10 protein-coding genes are annotated in these 15,793 nt (G+C 59.3%); 3 read left to right on the top strand and 7 right to left on the bottom strand.

From position 1 onward, the window contains the following. The first annotated feature begins 7 nt into the window (after nucleotides 1-7). Entirely contained in the window at nucleotides 8-1,816 is a 1,809-nt protein-coding gene (gene oadA / locus KJF94_RS26250; RefSeq protein ID WP_214379937.1) for a sodium-extruding oxaloacetate decarboxylase subunit alpha, read from the top strand. Between the two features lie 78 nt (nucleotides 1,817-1,894). Here oadA and KJF94_RS26245 read toward each other — a convergent pair whose 3' ends face one another. The 3 genes from KJF94_RS26245 to KJF94_RS26235 form a co-directional block, all read right to left on the bottom strand. Then, complete coding sequence (locus KJF94_RS26245; RefSeq protein ID WP_214384962.1) at nucleotides 1,895-3,781, bottom strand: autotransporter outer membrane beta-barrel domain-containing protein; 1,887 nt, start codon at nucleotides 3,779-3,781, stop codon at nucleotides 1,895-1,897. A 1,137-nt stretch (nucleotides 3,782-4,918) separates the two neighbouring features. Continuing rightward, the gene (locus KJF94_RS26240; RefSeq protein WP_214379935.1) at nucleotides 4,919-5,755 is read right to left on the bottom strand and encodes an amino acid ABC transporter permease; all 837 of its coding nucleotides are present in this window, start codon (nucleotides 5,753-5,755) and stop codon (nucleotides 4,919-4,921) included. Then, nucleotides 5,752-6,573, bottom strand: coding sequence for an ABC transporter substrate-binding protein (locus tag KJF94_RS26235; protein ID WP_214379933.1), 822 nt, complete (start codon nucleotides 6,571-6,573; stop codon nucleotides 5,752-5,754). Before KJF94_RS26235 ends, KJF94_RS26240 begins: the two co-directional genes overlap by 4 nt. A gap of 112 nt (nucleotides 6,574-6,685) precedes the next feature. On the opposite strand from KJF94_RS26235, the gene KJF94_RS26230 reads away from it, so the two are divergent. Further along, nucleotides 6,686-7,585, top strand: coding sequence for a homocysteine S-methyltransferase family protein (locus KJF94_RS26230; RefSeq protein WP_214379931.1), 900 nt, complete (start codon nucleotides 6,686-6,688; stop codon nucleotides 7,583-7,585). A 119-nt stretch (nucleotides 7,586-7,704) separates the two neighbouring features. Here KJF94_RS26230 and KJF94_RS26225 read toward each other — a convergent pair whose 3' ends face one another. The 3 genes from KJF94_RS26225 to KJF94_RS26215 are packed head-to-tail and all read right to left on the bottom strand — an operon-like array spanning nucleotide 7,705 to nucleotide 9,472. Next, on the bottom strand, nucleotides 7,705-8,376 hold the full coding sequence (locus KJF94_RS26225; protein ID WP_214379929.1) for a GNAT family N-acetyltransferase: 672 nt from the start codon (nucleotides 8,374-8,376) through the stop codon (nucleotides 7,705-7,707). Between the two features lie 16 nt (nucleotides 8,377-8,392). Continuing rightward, the gene (locus KJF94_RS26220) at nucleotides 8,393-8,839 is read right to left on the bottom strand and encodes a GNAT family N-acetyltransferase (protein ID WP_214379927.1); all 447 of its coding nucleotides are present in this window, start codon (nucleotides 8,837-8,839) and stop codon (nucleotides 8,393-8,395) included. A 9-nt stretch (nucleotides 8,840-8,848) separates the two neighbouring features. Then, nucleotides 8,849-9,472, bottom strand: a complete 624-nt coding sequence (locus tag KJF94_RS26215) for an FMN-binding negative transcriptional regulator (RefSeq protein ID WP_214379926.1) — start codon at nucleotides 9,470-9,472, stop codon at nucleotides 8,849-8,851. 90 nt (nucleotides 9,473-9,562) lie between these two features. Between KJF94_RS26215 and pdxR the strand changes: the two genes are divergently transcribed. Continuing rightward, nucleotides 9,563-11,113 carry a MocR-like pyridoxine biosynthesis transcription factor PdxR gene (pdxR, locus tag KJF94_RS26210; RefSeq protein ID WP_214379924.1) on the top strand — a complete coding sequence of 517 codons (1,551 nt, stop codon included), beginning with the start codon at nucleotides 9,563-9,565 and terminating at the stop codon, nucleotides 11,111-11,113. A gap of 15 nt (nucleotides 11,114-11,128) precedes the next feature. Here pdxR and KJF94_RS26205 read toward each other — a convergent pair whose 3' ends face one another. Next, nucleotides 11,129-15,784: a dermonecrotic toxin domain-containing protein gene (locus tag KJF94_RS26205; protein ID WP_250548196.1), complete on the bottom strand. Its 4,656-nt coding sequence runs from the start codon at nucleotides 15,782-15,784 to the stop codon at nucleotides 11,129-11,131. Nucleotides 15,785-15,793 lie beyond the last annotated feature (9 nt).

Below are 15,793 nucleotides of genomic sequence, written 5' to 3'. Positions count from 1 at the left end.
TATTCCAATGACTAAGAAAATCCACGTTACCGACACAATCCTGCGCGACGCCCACCAATCGCTGCTCGCCACCCGCATGCGCACCGAAGACATGCTGCCGATCTGCGACAAGCTCGACAAAGTCGGCTACTGGTCGCTGGAATGCTGGGGCGGCGCAACCTTCGACGCCTGCGTGCGCTTTCTGAAAGAAGACCCATGGGAGCGCCTGCGCCAACTGCGCGCGGCGTTGCCTAACACGCGTCTGCAAATGCTCTTGCGTGGCCAGAACCTGCTGGGCTACCGCCACTACAGCGACGACGTGGTCAAAGCCTTCGTCGCCAAGGCTGCGGTCAACGGCATCGACGTTTTCCGTATCTTCGATGCGATGAACGACGTGCGTAACCTGCGCACGGCCATTGAAGCGGTAAAGGCCGCCGGCAAACACGCTCAAGGCACCATCGCGTACACCACCAGCCCGGTGCACACCATCGACGCGTTCGTGGCTCAGGCCAAGCAAATGGAAGCGATGGGTTGCGACTCGGTCGCGATCAAGGATATGGCTGGCCTGTTGACCCCGTATGCCACTGGCGAACTGGTCAAGGCGTTGAAGTCCGAGCAGTCGCTGCCCGTGTTCATTCACTCCCACGATACCGCTGGCATGGCGACCATGTGCCAGCTCAAGGCCATCGAAAACGGCGCCGATCACATCGACACCGCGATCTCCAGCTTCGCCTCGGGCACCAGCCACCCTGGCACCGAGTCGATGGTCGCCGCCCTTAAAGGCAGCGAGTTCGACACCGGCCTGAACCTGGAACTGCTGCAAGAGATCGGCTTGTACTTCTACGCCGTGCGCAAGAAGTACCACCAGTTCGAAAGCGAATTCACCGCTGTCGACACCCGCGTACAAGTCAACCAGGTGCCGGGCGGGATGATTTCCAACCTGGCCAACCAGCTGAAAGAGCAGGGCGCGCTGAACCGCATGGGCGAAGTGCTCGCTGAAATCCCGCGCGTTCGTGAAGACCTCGGCTTCCCGCCGCTGGTTACACCGACCTCGCAGATCGTCGGCACCCAGGCGTTCTTCAACGTGCTGGCCGGCGAGCGCTACAAGACCATCACCAACGAAGTGAAGCTCTACCTGCAAGGCGGCTACGGCAAGGCGCCGGGCACCGTGAACGAAAAACTGCGTCGCCAGGCGATCGGCAGCGAAGAAGTGATCGACGTTCGCCCGGCCGACTTGCTCAAGCCGGAAATGACCAAGCTGCGTGCCGAAATCGGCGCCGTGGCCAAGTCTGAAGAAGACGTGCTGACCTACGCCATGTTCCCGGACATCGGTCGCAAGTTCCTTGAAGAACGCGCTGCCGGCACGCTCACTCCAGAAGTGCTGTTGCCGATTCCCGAGGCGGGCGGTGTAGCCTCTGCCGGTGGCGAAGGCGTGCCGACCGAGTTCGTCATCGACGTCCACGGCGAAACCTACCGCGTCGACATCACCGGTGTCGGCGTCAAGGCTGAAGGCAAGCGTCACTTCTACCTGTCCATCGACGGCATGCCGGAAGAAGTGGTGTTCGAACCGCTTAACGAATTCGTTAGCGGCGGCAGTAGCAAGCGCAAGCAAGCCACTGCACCGGGCCACGTCAGCACCACCATGCCGGGCAACATCGTCGACGTGCTGGTCAAGGAAGGCGACGTCGTCAAAGCCGGCCAGGCCGTGCTGATCACCGAAGCGATGAAGATGGAAACCGAAGTCCAGGCAGCCATCGCCGGCAAAGTCACCGCCATCCACGTAGCCAAGGGCGACCGGGTGAATCCGGGCGAAATCCTGATCGAGATCGAAGGCTGAGTTAACAGCCTCGATATACCGCTTTAAACCTCGGGGGGGCATGTGCTCCCCTTTTTTTTCGCCCGGAGTTTGTGAGGGTTAGAAGCTCATTCGCCACTGGCCTGTTATGCCGTGATTGCGGCTATCGGTGCCCATTTCACCGGTGACGCCAACGCCCAATGTCTGCCGCTTCGATAGAGCGAGATCGAGTCCCGCGTCCAGCGTCACACTGTTACGATCCAGCGCGGCACCTTCAACGGTGTACCGGGTGTCCTCTGTTGCCAGTTTCTGGCGAGTGTAGCTGTTGAGCTCACCATAAGTGTGCTTCCAGCCAGCACTGAAACGTGGGGTCAATTGCATGCCGTTATCCAGAGTGTTGAGCTTCGCCACACGCAGACCAAATGTGCTGTTAACGTTGTTGCGCGTTTGTTCCTGGACTTGCAGTGACGCATCCCCGCCTTTTTCCGTGTAGCTGTCACGCTGGTAGCGTTGATAGCCGAGGCTGGCGAACGGTTCGATGCTGTAAGCGTCACGGCCCAGGTTGTAACCCACTTCCGCGAAGACTTGCTGCGTATTGGCGTCGTAGCGGCCTTTGGGACGGTCACTGAAACCATTAAAAGCTATCTGACGTTGGGTACTACCGTCATGACTGCTATGGGTCGCACCGAGGCGAAGCGACATCGGCCCGTTTTGACGCAGGGCATAGGCGCCCAGATGCCAGCTGTCGAGATCACCGTCGAACAGGCTGCCATCGACTCGGGTCCGAGACTTGCCGCCCATCAAACCCAGGCGCCATTCCTCATCAATTCGCCAATCGGCACCCAACACCAAACCGTGGGTGGAGTGTTGGAGCGCGTCATAGTCTCGATCCAGTTTTCCCCCATGCCCCAATGCTTGCAGCCAGACTCTTCCGTTGACTTCGTTGCCGGCAGCCAGGCGAGGCGAGTTATTTCCTCTGCCGGTGCTGCTGTAGCCGCTGTCCAGTTGGCGCATGGCGGAAAGCATGCTGGCGCTGATGGGAGCGTCGCTGTTCAAGGTTAACTTGGCGAGGTTGGCGGTGCTGTATCCGGCTAGCTGGTTGAGGGCGATGGCAGCGGTTTCTACACTGGAACCCAGTAGGGCGGTGATGGCGGCGTTTGCTGTAGCGGCGGGCTCCGCGACACTCTGGCCAAACTTCTGGCTGTTGTCGTTGGTGGCGAACTCACCTAAGGGCAATCCGTTGCGAGCGTATTTCAGCGTCACCTCGGTGTCAGATCGGGACAGTGTCGGAGTCATGTACGCCAGGTTGCTGGTAACGCGTCCGAAATCGCCGTCCACTTTGCCAGCCCTGAGCACTGTGTATTCATTGCTGGCGGAATAGTTACCCGGCTGTGCGACAACATTCAGGGAGGCGTTCCAAAGCTCTGCAGTCCCGTCAACGACAATGGTTGGTGGCGTGCCGTCAGCCGTTATGGCGTACGACAACGTGGAATCCTTCGTCAGGGTCAGGTCTCCGCGGACATGCGGTGCTCCCAGAGACTTATTGACGAGTAACGTACCGTCTACTAACAGGTTGCGAATCTCACCGTGGCCGCCGTACATAGCGCCCTCGTAGACATAGCCGTCACCCGCGATACTGCCCATGTTGAACAGTTTCGCTCCTCCGATTACTTCGACACCGATTGCAAAATCATCTTTGCCGTTCAGCGACCAAGCACCTTTCGCCACTCGCAGTCCCGAGAAGTTGCTGGTTTTATCAAGTGAGCCGCCCTCTTCAGAGTTCAGCAGCAATACATTCACGCCACCACCGCCCTGAATTTCCCCGTTGAAACTCGCCCCTTTGTTGACGATCAACAGGTCGTTGCCGTCCGTGAGCGCCAGTGCGATCCCGTCGACGCCTTCGTACCGTGTTGACGCAATAGTGTGCTTAGGGGAGTAGTCCTGAAGGAACTTCTCGTACTCGCTTTCCGTTTCGGGTGAGGCATCAGGAAACTCGTACTCGGCCATGTCTATGGCAACGTCTATTGGCTTCCTGTGAATGGGAGTCGATGGCGCCAGCCCAAGCGGTTCTTCCGATGTGAGCGGGGCAGGTTTGACGGCATGTTCTTTCGGGCCGATGAAGTTCTTGATCGCCAAAAGGTCATCTTTTTTAGGCCAGGGAGTTGCACGATCTTTCTTGCCAGGTGCTTCGACAGCGGCAGCCGTCGCCTCTTGAGCCATGGGTACGCTTGCCGTTAAGGATGGGGCATCAGGAAGCTCGTACTCGGACATATCTATAGCAACGTCCATGGTCTCCCGGTGAATTGGAGTCGATGGCGTCAGCCCAAGCGGTTCTTCCGGTGTGAGCTGGGCCGGTTTGACCGCCTGTGTTTTCGGGCCGATGAAATTCTTGATCGCCAAAAGGTCATCTTTTTTAGGCCAGGGAGCTGCGGCATCTTTTTTGCCGGGTGTGCCGACAGTGGGAGCGATCTCCACTTGAGCTATGGGTACGCTTGCCGTTTCGGATGGGGCACCAGAAAACGCGTACTCGGCCATGTCTATAGCAACGTCTATGGGCTTTTGATGAATTGGAGTCGATGACGTAAGCCCAAGCGGTTCTTCCGGTGTGAGCGGGGCCGGTTTGACCGCCTGCGTTTTCGGGCCGATGAAATTCTTGATCGCCAAAAGGTCATCTTTTTTAGGCCAGGGGGCTGCGACATCTTTCTTGCTGGGTGTTCCGACAGCGGCAGCAGTTTCCACTTGAGCCATGGATAGCTCGATGCAGCCAACTGAGAGAGCGATCGCCAGCGCAAGTTGATGCGGGCGATGAAGGTACGGCGTGGGCATTGAGTTCAACCTCGTTTTTCGGGAGGTCAAACTGTATGAGGCACGCCGGGGGCTTGAATGCCGGGCGTTTCCGAGGTTTTTGCAGGGCCTGGGAAATTTTGTTGTAGCTAAAATTGTTCTTTGAAGCCTGAGCGCGCAGCTGCCTTCAAGAGCCAGCGTTTTTGCCTACAACATTTCAGGATCGGTCTGTTGGGTACGTTCTGAAAACTCGTCTACCGCACTATTTTGCAAGCTGTGATGCTCACTGAAATAACTGGGATTGATGGCTGAAGCCGGCGCCTACAAAGGGTGGATAGTCCACGCGTTGCAACATCTCCTCTAACTCCGGCTCAAATACGCCTTCCCATAATGCCGTTCCATCCGCGCTTGAATCAGCTCCAACCCAATCGACATCACCCAGTAAATCACCGCCGCCGTCGTCAGCATTTCGATATAGCGATAGCTCGACCGCCCATACGACTGCGCCAGGAACATCACTTCCCACACCCCCATCACCGAGATCAGTGACGAGTCTTTGAGCATCGAGATGAATTGATTGGTGGTCGGCGGGATGATGGTGCGCATGGCTTGCGGCAGGGTGACGCGCCAGAAGATCACGGTTTCGCGCATGCCGAGAGCCAGCGAGGCTTCGCGTTGGCCGTGGGGGACGCCGAGGATGCCGGCGCGGAATATTTCGCTCAGGTACGCGCCGTAGTTCAGCGACAGTGCGATGATGCCGGCGGCGACGGCGCCGGGCACGATGCCGAGTTGCGGCAGGCCAAGGTAGATCAGCAGGATCTGGATCAGCAGCGGTGTGCCGCGAAAGAACGAGGCGTAGAAACTCGCAATCCCGAAGGCCACGGCGCTTTTCGACAGCCGCGCGATGGCGGTGATGAAACCCAGCAGCGACGACGCGACGATGGAGCACAGGCACAAAAACAGCGTCAGTGCCGCGCCTTGCAAAAAGCCGTTTGGCGCCAGGTGCAGGCCGATCAGATTGGGCAGTTTGTCGAGGATGATCGAGAACTTCAGGTCGAAGCTCAGGAAGAAACTGGCGAACAAACCGAGCATCGCCGCCCAGGTCAGGTACAGCCGCGTGCGAAAACCGAAGATCCGTTGCAGCCGCGATTCAGCCACCGGTTGTGGCGGCTGGGGAGGGTTTGGGAAAGAGGTCATTGGCTGATGTCGGCGCCGATCCATTTTTGCGAAAGCCGGGTCAGGGTGCCGTCCTGTTTCAATTGCGCGAAGACGTCACGCACCTTGGCGTCCCATTGGGCATCGCCTTTTTCAATGGCCACCGAGTTCGGTTCCGAGTACAGCGGTTCGCCGGCGAGCTTGAAGCGTTTGTCTTCGGTCAGGCGCGGCTGAGCGGTGACGAGGTTGGTGAGGACTGCATCCAGTCGCACGCCTGCGCCCAGTCCCAGGTCCTGAAACGCCACGTTGTCGGTGTCGTACGGGGCGATCTGCACGTTTTCAAACGGGTACTGCAACTGCGTGTCTTCGGCGCCTTCGATCACCAGGTTTTTGTTCAGGTAGCTTTCGTAGCTGGAAGCACTGGTAAGGCCGACTTTCTTGCCGCTCAGGTCCTTGGCGCTGTGGATGCTGTCGTCCTTGGCGTTGACGACGATCACCGCTGGTGAGGCGTAGTACTCGACCGGGAAGTCGAAGACTTCGGCGCGGGCCTTGCTCGGGGTCATGGAGCAAATGCAAATGTCGTAGCGTCCGCTCCAGTGGCCGGCGGCGATCACATCCCAGGACGGGGTTTCCAGGCGCAGTTTGACGCCGAGTTTGTCCGCCACGGCTTTAGCCACATCAACATCGAAACCGTCGAGCTGGTTCTGGTCATTGAGGAACGAGAAGGGTGGATAGCTTTCCATCAACACGCCGACCAGTTCTTTCTTTTGCTCGATGCGGTCCAGCGTGACGCCAGCAAAAGCCTGGGTGGAGGCAGCCAGAATCGTCAGGCCCAAGGCCAATAGCGGTTGAAATTTCACAGTTCGGTCCCTGATAAAAAATGGTTGTTATTAACCGGATGGTGCGTATTAAATAGTTATAAGAACGACTCCGGTAGTGAGTTATTTTCATAAGCATATGAGTGAAAAGCATATGGGCGCAGGAAGCACAGTGATTCTGGATGGCGGCATGGGTCGTGAGTTGCAGCGCCGGGGCGCGCCGTTCAGGCAGCCCGAATGGTCGGCGCTGGCCTTGATCGAAGCGCCGCAGGCTGTGGAAGCGGTGCACGCGGCTTATATCGAAAGCGGTGCAAATGTGATCACCAGCAACAGCTATGCGGTGGTGCCTTTTCACATTGGCGAGGAGCGCTTTGCTGCCGAAGGCCAGGCCCTCGCAGCGTTGGCCGGGGAGTTGGCCCGGCGTGCAGTGGAGGCTGCAGGCAAACCGGTTCGTGTGGCGGGTTCACTGCCGCCGTTGTTCGGCTCTTATCGTCCGGATTTGTTCGACGCGGCTAGGGTGGAGGAGTTGCTGGCGCCGCTGGTCGATGGCTTGGCGCCTTTTGTCGACCTGTGGCTGGCGGAAACCCAAAGCTCGATCGTTGAGGCGCGAGCGATTCAAGCCGGTCTGCCGAAGGACGGCAAGCCGTTCTGGCTGTCGTTCACCTTGAAGGATGAAGACACGGACGAAGTGCCGCGTTTACGCTCCGGTGAGCCTGTGGCTGAAGCTGCGGCGGTAGCTGCCGAGCTGGGCGTCGAGACGTTGCTGTTCAACTGCAGTCAGCCGGAAGTGATCGGTGCGGCAATTGATGCGGCGCGGGAAACCTTCGAGCGTTTGCGGGTGAAGATTCACATCGGCGCATACGCCAATGCCTTCCCGCCGCAACCGAAGGAGGCGACGGCCAATGACGGTCTGTGCCCGTTGCGCGAAGACCTTGATCCGCCGGGTTATCTGCATTGGGCGGCTGATTGGCAGAAGCGCGGAGCGAACCATTTGGGGGGGTGCTGCGGGATTGGGCCGGAGCATATTGCGGTGCTGGCGCAGAAATTGGGGTGAAGCCAATCGCGAGCAGGCTCGCTCCCACAGGGTTTTTGGGTCGGCCACAATATTTGTGATCAGCCCGATCCAATGTGTGTGGGCTTGCCCGCGATGGCGTCCGAAAGGGCGCCGCTAATTTACCCGCGACACTCCGCCAACGTTTTCACCTGCCCCGATCCCGCCTGATTCTCATCGCTCAACCAGCGCTCAAAACCCGCGCCAATCGCCGACCATTCCGAATCCAGAATCGAATACCAGGCCGTATCCCGGTTCTGCCCCTTGACCACCATGTGCTGGCGGAACACCCCTTCAAAACTGAACCCCAAGCGCTCCGCCGCGTACTTGGAGCGTGCATTGCCGTTATTGCACTTCCACTCCAGGCGTCGATAACCCAGTGCAAACGACTCCTTGGCCAGCAGATAAACCGCTTCGGTACTTTTCGGCGAACGCTGCATCGGCGCGCCGAAGGTCACGTGGCCGATCTCGATGCGGCCCTGAGACGGAACGATCGACATCAGACTGAGGATGCCTTGCACGTCGCCGCTGGCCCGGTCGATCACGCTGAAGAAATACGGGTCGCTGTTGGCCGCGTGGTTGTTCAGCCAGTCGTTGAATGCGCTGCGCTCCGGGAATGGACCGTAAGGCAAGTAATCCCAAAGCTTCGGATCGGAGCCGGGGCCCTGCAGGGCTTTCCACAAACCGTCGGCGTGACGCGCCGGGTCGAGTTTTTCCAGGCGGATGAAGCGCCCTTCGAGGGTTTGAACGGACGGTGCCGGGACGCCTTTCCAGTCCGCGAGTGAAGTCGACATGCTGTTCTCCTTGACCTTAAATGGCTTTGCGAAACTGGATGTAACCAGGACGTTCGGCGATGCGCTCGTAGAGCTGGATCGCGGTGGCGTTGGTTTCGTGGGTCAGCCAGTGGACCTTGCAGCATCCGTCGGCCTTGGCGGTGGTGTAGACGAACTCGATGAGTTTGCGACCAACGCCGGTGCCGCGGGTTTCGGGCGTCACCAGCAAGTCTTGCAGGTAGCAGGAGTTTTCGATGCTCCAGTTGGAACGATGGTAGATGAAGTTCACCATCCCGACCGCTTTGCCATCGACCCACGCCAAGGCCGAATGAGTCAGTTCGGTGGGGTCGAGCATGCGCTGCCAGGTGCTGTCAGTCACGGCTTCGGGTAATTCAGTGTTGTAGAAGCGCAGGTAGGCTTGCCACAACGGCAGCCAGGCGGCGTGATCGTCGGCGGTGACCTGGCGGATTTCAATCTGACTCATGTTCGTTCCTTAACGCATCAAATGGGCGAGGGCTTGATCATGCGCATCGGGGCTGGCGGCGAGCCCCTCGCGCACGCCGGCGATGTCTGCGGCGCTGCGGTTCTGGCTGAGTTTTCGTTTGCCTTCCAGACGCTGGATCGGCAAGGCAAACCCGACGATGGCCTTGAGCATGCCGTCGATGTAGTCGGCCGGTGCATCGGCAACTTTCCATGGTTGGGCGCGACCGGCTTCGTGACGATCGGTCAATGCGCTGACCAGGTTGAGCAGGCGATCGGCGTCGGTGAATACTTCAGCCGTACCGTAAGCGTGGACGGCGACGTAGTTCCAGGTTGGCACCACTTTGCCGTGTTCGGCTTTGCTCGGATAAAAACCCGGGCTGACGTAGGCGTCGGCACCGGCAAAGATCACCAGGGCTTCGGCGCCACTCTGCAGTTCTTTCCACTGCGGATTGGCTCGGGCGAAGTGGCCGTAGAGGGTGCCATTCGGACCTTGTTCCGGGCGGAACAACAGCGGCAGATGACTGGCTTGCAGGCCTTGCTCGCCGTGGGTAACCACGACGGCGAGGCGTGTGCCGAGTATCTGCTGCTGCAGTTCGTCCAAATCTTTGATGGCAAAGCCGCTGGGGTTGTACATGGAAAAACTCCTTGGCGAATGCCCTCATCCTAGGCAGGCTATTGGTCTGTTGTAAGAGCCATTAATGACGAATTTCATAGGTCCATTGTCATGACGGATGCGCCGCTTTCCTTGTCGTTCAACCCTGCGGGTATCGAACTTGATCGCCGTCAGGGCTTGAGTCGTCAGCTCTACCAGGCTTTGCGCTTGCGTGTGCTCGATGGTCGATTGGCCAGTGGCACGCGATTGCCGGCCAGCCGCGATCTTGCGGCCGCACTGGCGATTTCCCGCAACAGCGTGGTGCGGGCTTACGATCAGCTCTATGCCGAAGGGTTTATCGAAGGGCGTGTGGGCGACGGGACCTATGTCGCGCAATTGCCGCAAACCGCGCTCCCGGAAAAAAAACTATCCACAAAAGTATCCACAGGGTTGTCAACAGGGTTACCCACAGCCTTATCCACAAATTGGCTCGATTTACCTGTGGTTCCATCCAGTAAAGTTATCCACAGCGGAGCGTTGGGGCGGGTTGAAAAGAACCATTTGGCCACGCCGCCGAGTGGCCCGCCTCGTGCCTTTCGGGTGGGCGTTCCAGCGTTCGATCTATTTCCCTTCGAGGTCTGGGCCAAGCTGAATGCGGCTTTCTGGCGGAAACCGGATTTACAGCAGCTGTGTTACGGCGACCCGGCAGGCGATGCGCGTTTGCGCGGAATGATTGCCGCTTATTTGCGCAGTTCCCGGGGCATGCAATGCACGGCTGAGCAAATTGTGATCACCAGTGGCGCACAGCAAGGGATTAGCCTTTGTGCACAGCTGCTGGTGGAGCCGGGGGACGGTGTGGCGATTGAGAATCCGGGGTACCGCGCGGCGGGTCATGCGTTCGCGGTGGCCGGTGCGCGATTGCATGGCGTGGCGGTCGACGGCGAGGGCATCGACTGTGCCGAACTGGCTGCGCTCGGCAATTGTCGTCTGGCGTATGTCACGCCCTCGCATCAATACCCGACCGGGGTGGTGATGAGCCTGGCGCGACGCCTTGAGTTGTTGGCCTGGGCTGAACGCACACAGGGCTGGATCGTCGAGGATGACTACGATGGCGAATACCGTTACAGCGGCGCGCCACTGGCACCGCTGGCGGCGCTCGACCGACAAGGGCGGGTGTTGTACGTCGGGACCTTTGGCAAAGTCGCTTTTCCGGCGTTGCGTCTTGGGTATCTGGTATTGCCGCCGGCGCTGGTGAACGCGTTCTCCCAGCGTCGCGCGGTCGATGTCCGGCACTCCGAAGTCAGCACCCAGGCGGTGATGGCTGAGTTCATGGCTGCCGGGCATTTCCAGCGGCATATCCGTCGCATGCGCAGGGCCGCCCTGAGCCGGCGCAACGCGCTGATGGAGGGCTGGCCGCCGGAGATTGTCGGTGTCGGCAGCCTGCCCGCCGTTTCCGCCGGGCTGCACCTGACGGTGGCCGTGAACAGTGTGGCCCGTGAACGGCAACTGATCGAGCAAGCGCAAAGTGTCGATGTGGAAATCAACGGCTTGAGCAGTTACTGGCTGCCGGACTCGACAACCCCCGAAGACCAGCGGGCCGGTCTGGTGCTGGGTTTTGCCGCGGTGCCAGAGCCGGCGATCAAGTCGGCCCTGGCACGTTTGCGACAGGTCTGGAAGGTGTAAGCGCCAAACTGAAAATCACACTGGCACAGGTTGCTCGGGAACCTGAGGTTTGAGGAACAGATCCCGGGCAGCTGGATCGACGAGTCTGCGCAGCACATTGTCGACGGCGTCGAAGGTCTCCATTGTCTGGCGGGTCTTGGCATCCAGTGTCAGCAGGTACGCATCGGCGAATTTAAGGTGGGCGACATTGCATTGGTCATCCGGGGTTTTAAGGTTGTCGTAATGGAAATGCGCCACCCATAGCGCATTATTCTTGTTGGCCTTGTCGAGAATTCTGTATTCCTGAAAGTAGTCCTTGCGGCCTTTGGTGCGGATGCGGCCGCGCGGGTCCTTTTCAATCTCAACCTGATCGTTTTTGGCCAGCCACTGCAAATAGGCTTCTCTGGGTTTGCGCTTTCTGAGCATCCCCGCGTATGCGGCAACCCCGAGTGCGCGCGTGCGGGCGGCGCCTTCGCGCAGTTCCTTGCCGAGGGTGCCGACGGGAGGTGGTTCCTCGCCTTTCGCACGCTCGGTAGCTATGGCGATGTCCACATCATCGGCGGCCCTTGCCAGCTTCGCGGCTTGCTGATCAAACATGTCCCGAATGTCGGCAGGAATGCGGCCGGGGCGAATGGCGTCGGCGGCGGTGCTCTTGTTGAAGTCGTCGATCTTCAGGTTCAGCTCGATCGCTGTCGCGATGACGTCGATGTCCCCGAGCGGCGCTCGAGGTGCGGTCGAACGCGGTGAAGACAGTTTTATGAACGGGATTTCCTCAACCGAATCGGGTTCTTGAACGGGCTGGTCCTTCTGACCGGACGGTTGCCTTGGACGGGTTTTGCTGATTTTTACCGTCGGTTGTGCGGTGGCGGTACCCGGTTGCGGAAGGTGCGACGTGGGCGGTTCCTCGGATTCCGGCAACTCCGCGACCAGGCGATCGCGCGCCAAAGCGTGGAACTCACCCACCAGCTCACGTAGATGATCCAGCCTGGATTGATCGAACTGGTCAGGATAGGTCGCAGGAAGCTCCAGAATGAGCTGATCGACATGGGTGTAAAGATCGTTCAAGCGAGTGAGTTCATCGATGCGTCCGGCCTTGTCCTCGCTGCTGACGGTCCCCTTGGTCAGGGGGATCAAATCATGGCTGGCGTTTGCTGCGATGCTGGTGAGCGTACTGATCGCAACGCGAGCGGCGCCCATTTCGGCTTCGGGTCGTTCACGCAAGCACAGCTCAGAAGACATGCCGATTTCATTGGCCAACAGATCAAGCCGGCCAGAGCGCGGAAGCAAATGTTCAAGGTCCCTGGCGATTTTCCCCGGCATTCCTCTGGCATGGCTCAGGGCGTCCAGAGAACGGTGCAAGGTCTGCAGGACCGTGACCATGTCGTCGCTCAGCGCCTTGCCTTTGGTGGCGAGATCCATCTGTGCGCTGCGAGACAAGGGCGCATCGGTGGCATCACCAGGCATCAGTTTTTGCACCGTTTGCACGTAAGTCCGCATGTTCACCCGCAGCCAGGAAGTAAGGCATCGGTGCTGCTCCACCGTCATGCGCATCAACTGGGACTGATAGAACACGCCGCCACCACCGGCCTGATGCCATGCCTGAAGTTGTTCGAGTGCCTCGGTGTAGCCATTGCCCAATGCCTTGGCCTTGTCCAGATAGAGGGGCGCCTTGTCGGCGAACTCCGTCTCGTCGGGTACCGTCGGTAAGGCGCGGAGTGCGCTGGTGACCTCGCTTTGCAGTTGTTTTTCTCCTGCCAGGAAACGCTGCAGCGCCACCCAGGCCTGGTCTTTGTTTTGCTCTTTGGCCCGGCGCAACGCTGCGATGCGACCGGTCGGGCCACCGCCACGCAAGCGCAGCTTCAGATCCCAATGCCACTTGCCTGAAGCCTCGTCGTACTTCACTGCCAGCCCTGTACGCGCAGGATCCACCGGGTCGACGATGTAAGTCGGCTCTCCTTCGACGGCGACCACCTGAAACCAGCGCGCGCCGACTTGCGCACAGGTTTTGCCCTCGACTTCGTAAAGATGGCTGACGGGTGAAACCGAGTGTTTGGTCAAATCGGGGGTGGGCATTTCGAAGCTGTCGATCAAGGCAGTGAACCGAGTGCCTGCATCCGAGGGAATCAGTGTGCCCGGCGCAAGGGATGAGAGATGGCCGAGCGGGATGTCTCCTGTCAGGGGTTCGGAATTGAAACGCACGGATGGCTTGATCGGCTCGGTCGGTGTGGCTTCCTCTTCTGCCAGGGATTCCGGTTTCTCGAACACCGGCAGACTTGAATGATTACGTCGGGCTGCCACGTGTTGCGCCAGGAGGATACCCAGCACCAGCAGCACGTCTCCGGTTGATTTCCATTCAACGAGCTTGTCGCCCTTTTCATGGGCGTCGATGGCTTGCTGGATTTCGCCGATGCTTTGCCAGACCCAAACCGCAGCCCCCGCTGCACCGCTGAAGAAGTTGGAAGCAACGCTGAACAGCGCCCATCCACTGTCCGCCAGCAGCGCCCAGCGCCGCTCGCTGTTCGAAACGGACTGGCGCTCGGCGAGTTCAGTCAGCGCGCGGATGTTGGCCTCGTAAAGCGTCGCGAGGATATCGCCGCTCAGTGGCGTGTTGGCAAGGTCGATCGGGCCGGCCAGGTCAAGGTGGATAATCGGCTCAAAGGCCAATTGGGAGAGGGTCCAGGGTGAAGGGATCCCGGTCGGAAAAACATACTGGGCGTATTCGAAACCAAGGGCTTCGTTATCCAGCCACGCCAGAACCGAATCCCTCAGCTCGCCCGGCTGGTACAGCGCGTACATCAGGTTTTGCAGGGACGCAAATTGCTGCAACGGCGTGTCCAGCGCCGGTCGGTAAAGCAGGCACGGTCCCTGATCGGAATCGCGCGGGCCGATAATGAACATGTTGGTGACCGTGTCGGCTTTTTTGCTCAACCGGTTTCGCGGAATGAACGCCAGCGGACGGATGTTGACGGGATGTTCGGCAGCAGGTTTTTTGTTGGCGATCGCGTCCATCAACTGGCGCACATAGCGGTACCCGTGCTCATCGATATTGCCGCGCCGGCGAAGTTTGCATTCCAGCGCCAGGAGCGGCAGCAGCAACGGCAATTCGCGGGTGTAGCGGGTTTTGTGATGTGCGGCTTTGACCGGATCATCAATCAGTGTCTGTTTGAGCAATTTCGGGTAGCTGTCGCCAATATTCACCTGCTGTGCCATCGCGGTCAGGTAATCGACGGTCAGCCAGTCGGGTACTTCGCGCTTATCGCCGAAGGCGAGCGACGCCTCATAGGGCGGACTGTTTTGCAGGGCAAACTCGGCCAGGGTCTCCACCGTCTGGTCAAGGGGATTGGGCAGTGTGAAGCCGCCCGACTCGAAGCTGTTGGTCCCGGTGATCCGCAGGGCGTCGAGCGGCAACAGGGCGACGCCTGACTGGTTGTCGGCGACGATCGCCTTGCGCATTTGCTCCTGGGCGTACGGCTTGATCAGCAGAAGATCGTCGTCTTTGAAAACGTCGTTTTCCGCGCCGTCGCGTAACCTCCCGAGTGCGTCGATGTAGCGGCTGTAGTGTTGCAGATCGCTGACGGAACCGGTCTGCAGCCAAGCGGGAATGGCCTTGTCCAGCTGAGCGAATCGTTGGCGTTCCTGTACGCCGAGCGTGCTTCGTTGTTGGCCTGAACCGGATTCGGCAGCAGGTTTGCTGGCGGGATCAAGCGTCGCGATAGCATCGAGCTGACTGGCCACCAGCGCCCAGACAACCGCCTCGAAAATGCTCCCTTCAGGCTCGATCAGGCGCCACGTCAGGTCTTTGTTCCAGTCCTCGCCCAGACGTTCCGGCAGCGACTCGCCCAGCTGTGTCATGGACGAGAAAGACTCATAACCTGAGGCAATCGTGTACATCACGATCAGCTCACGGTCCTTGTGGGTGGCTGTCAGGACGACCGCGCCAGCGGTGACCTGATGGTGGGTCTGTGCTCCATCGACCCGATCAATGTCGAGCAGACACGCCCGAACGTTGTTGAAATCGGTATCCGTCACCGTGCGCAGTTGCCTGTCCGGTCCCGTCGCGACAAGCCGCCCCAGCGTGCATTCATCGGCATCCCAACCGTTGGCACTTTCCACGTCCACGGCGGCCTTGAATGAATCGGCCAGCGCTTGCCAGCGAGGCTGCGTGCCTGGGGTTTCATTCCAGAAATCGAGCTGGCACTGCTGGAAGGCAACAAAGAGAAAGGGCGCGAGCTCGTTGAGTAGCGCATTCACGTCATCCATGTCGATGGCCAGGTGCACCGGATTGTCGACACGTGGGGTCGAGGTCAGGAACGTTTCACCATCAAGGTAGGCCGCCGCAGGTTTTCCGAAGCCTTGGCCAATAAGCGCGTGTGTCAGAGATTCGAAGTGGAAGGTGTCATCCTCATTGTGAAGAGGAGTGGTGATCATCGCTCTTTCGGGATCGATCTTCAGCTTGGGGTAGCGTTCGAGCAGTTCCCGTTGCAACAACAGTGAGGCGGCCTGATGCAGGGAAGGGCCTTCACTGGTCAGGCCTACCAGTCGGCTCTGTTTCAGCAAGGGCGGGGCGTCGTCAGGTTTAACGACAGCGGTTGATTCAGTCATGGTCTTCATCCGATGTTGAAGAGGCGGCAATGACTGCTGCCTCGTATCGGACAAACCGTATCCAGACGCCGGCCTGTTTGGGCGGTACATAAATATTGC

The sequence above is a fragment of the Pseudomonas hormoni genome, assembly GCF_018502625.1.
Classification (GTDB): Bacteria; Pseudomonadota; Gammaproteobacteria; order Pseudomonadales; family Pseudomonadaceae; genus Aquipseudomonas; species Aquipseudomonas hormoni.
The sequence above is the reverse complement of the archived record's forward strand: the minus strand, read 5'-3'. Positions and strand labels throughout refer to the sequence as shown.

Coding starts and splice junctions, on each gene's coding strand:
- KJF94_RS26220 (WP_214379927.1), bottom strand. CDS start 8,839: ATGAGTCAGATTGAAATCCGCCAGGTCACCGCCGACGATCACGCCGCC.
- KJF94_RS26225 (WP_214379929.1), bottom strand. CDS start 8,376: ATGTCGACTTCACTCGCGGACTGGAAAGGCGTCCCGGCACCGTCCGTT.
- KJF94_RS26240 (WP_214379935.1), bottom strand. CDS start 5,755: ATGACCTCTTTCCCAAACCCTCCCCAGCCGCCACAACCGGTGGCTGAA.
- pdxR (WP_214379924.1), top strand. CDS start 9,563: ATGACGGATGCGCCGCTTTCCTTGTCGTTCAACCCTGCGGGTATCGAA.
- KJF94_RS26205 (WP_250548196.1), bottom strand. CDS start 15,784: ATGTACCGCCCAAACAGGCCGGCGTCTGGATACGGTTTGTCCGATACG.
- oadA (WP_214379937.1), top strand. CDS start 8: ATGACTAAGAAAATCCACGTTACCGACACAATCCTGCGCGACGCCCAC.
- KJF94_RS26245 (WP_214384962.1), bottom strand. CDS start 3,781: ATGGCCGAGTACGAGTTTCCTGATGCCTCACCCGAAACGGAAAGCGAG.
- KJF94_RS26230 (WP_214379931.1), top strand. CDS start 6,686: ATGGGCGCAGGAAGCACAGTGATTCTGGATGGCGGCATGGGTCGTGAG.
- KJF94_RS26215 (WP_214379926.1), bottom strand. CDS start 9,472: ATGTACAACCCCAGCGGCTTTGCCATCAAAGATTTGGACGAACTGCAG.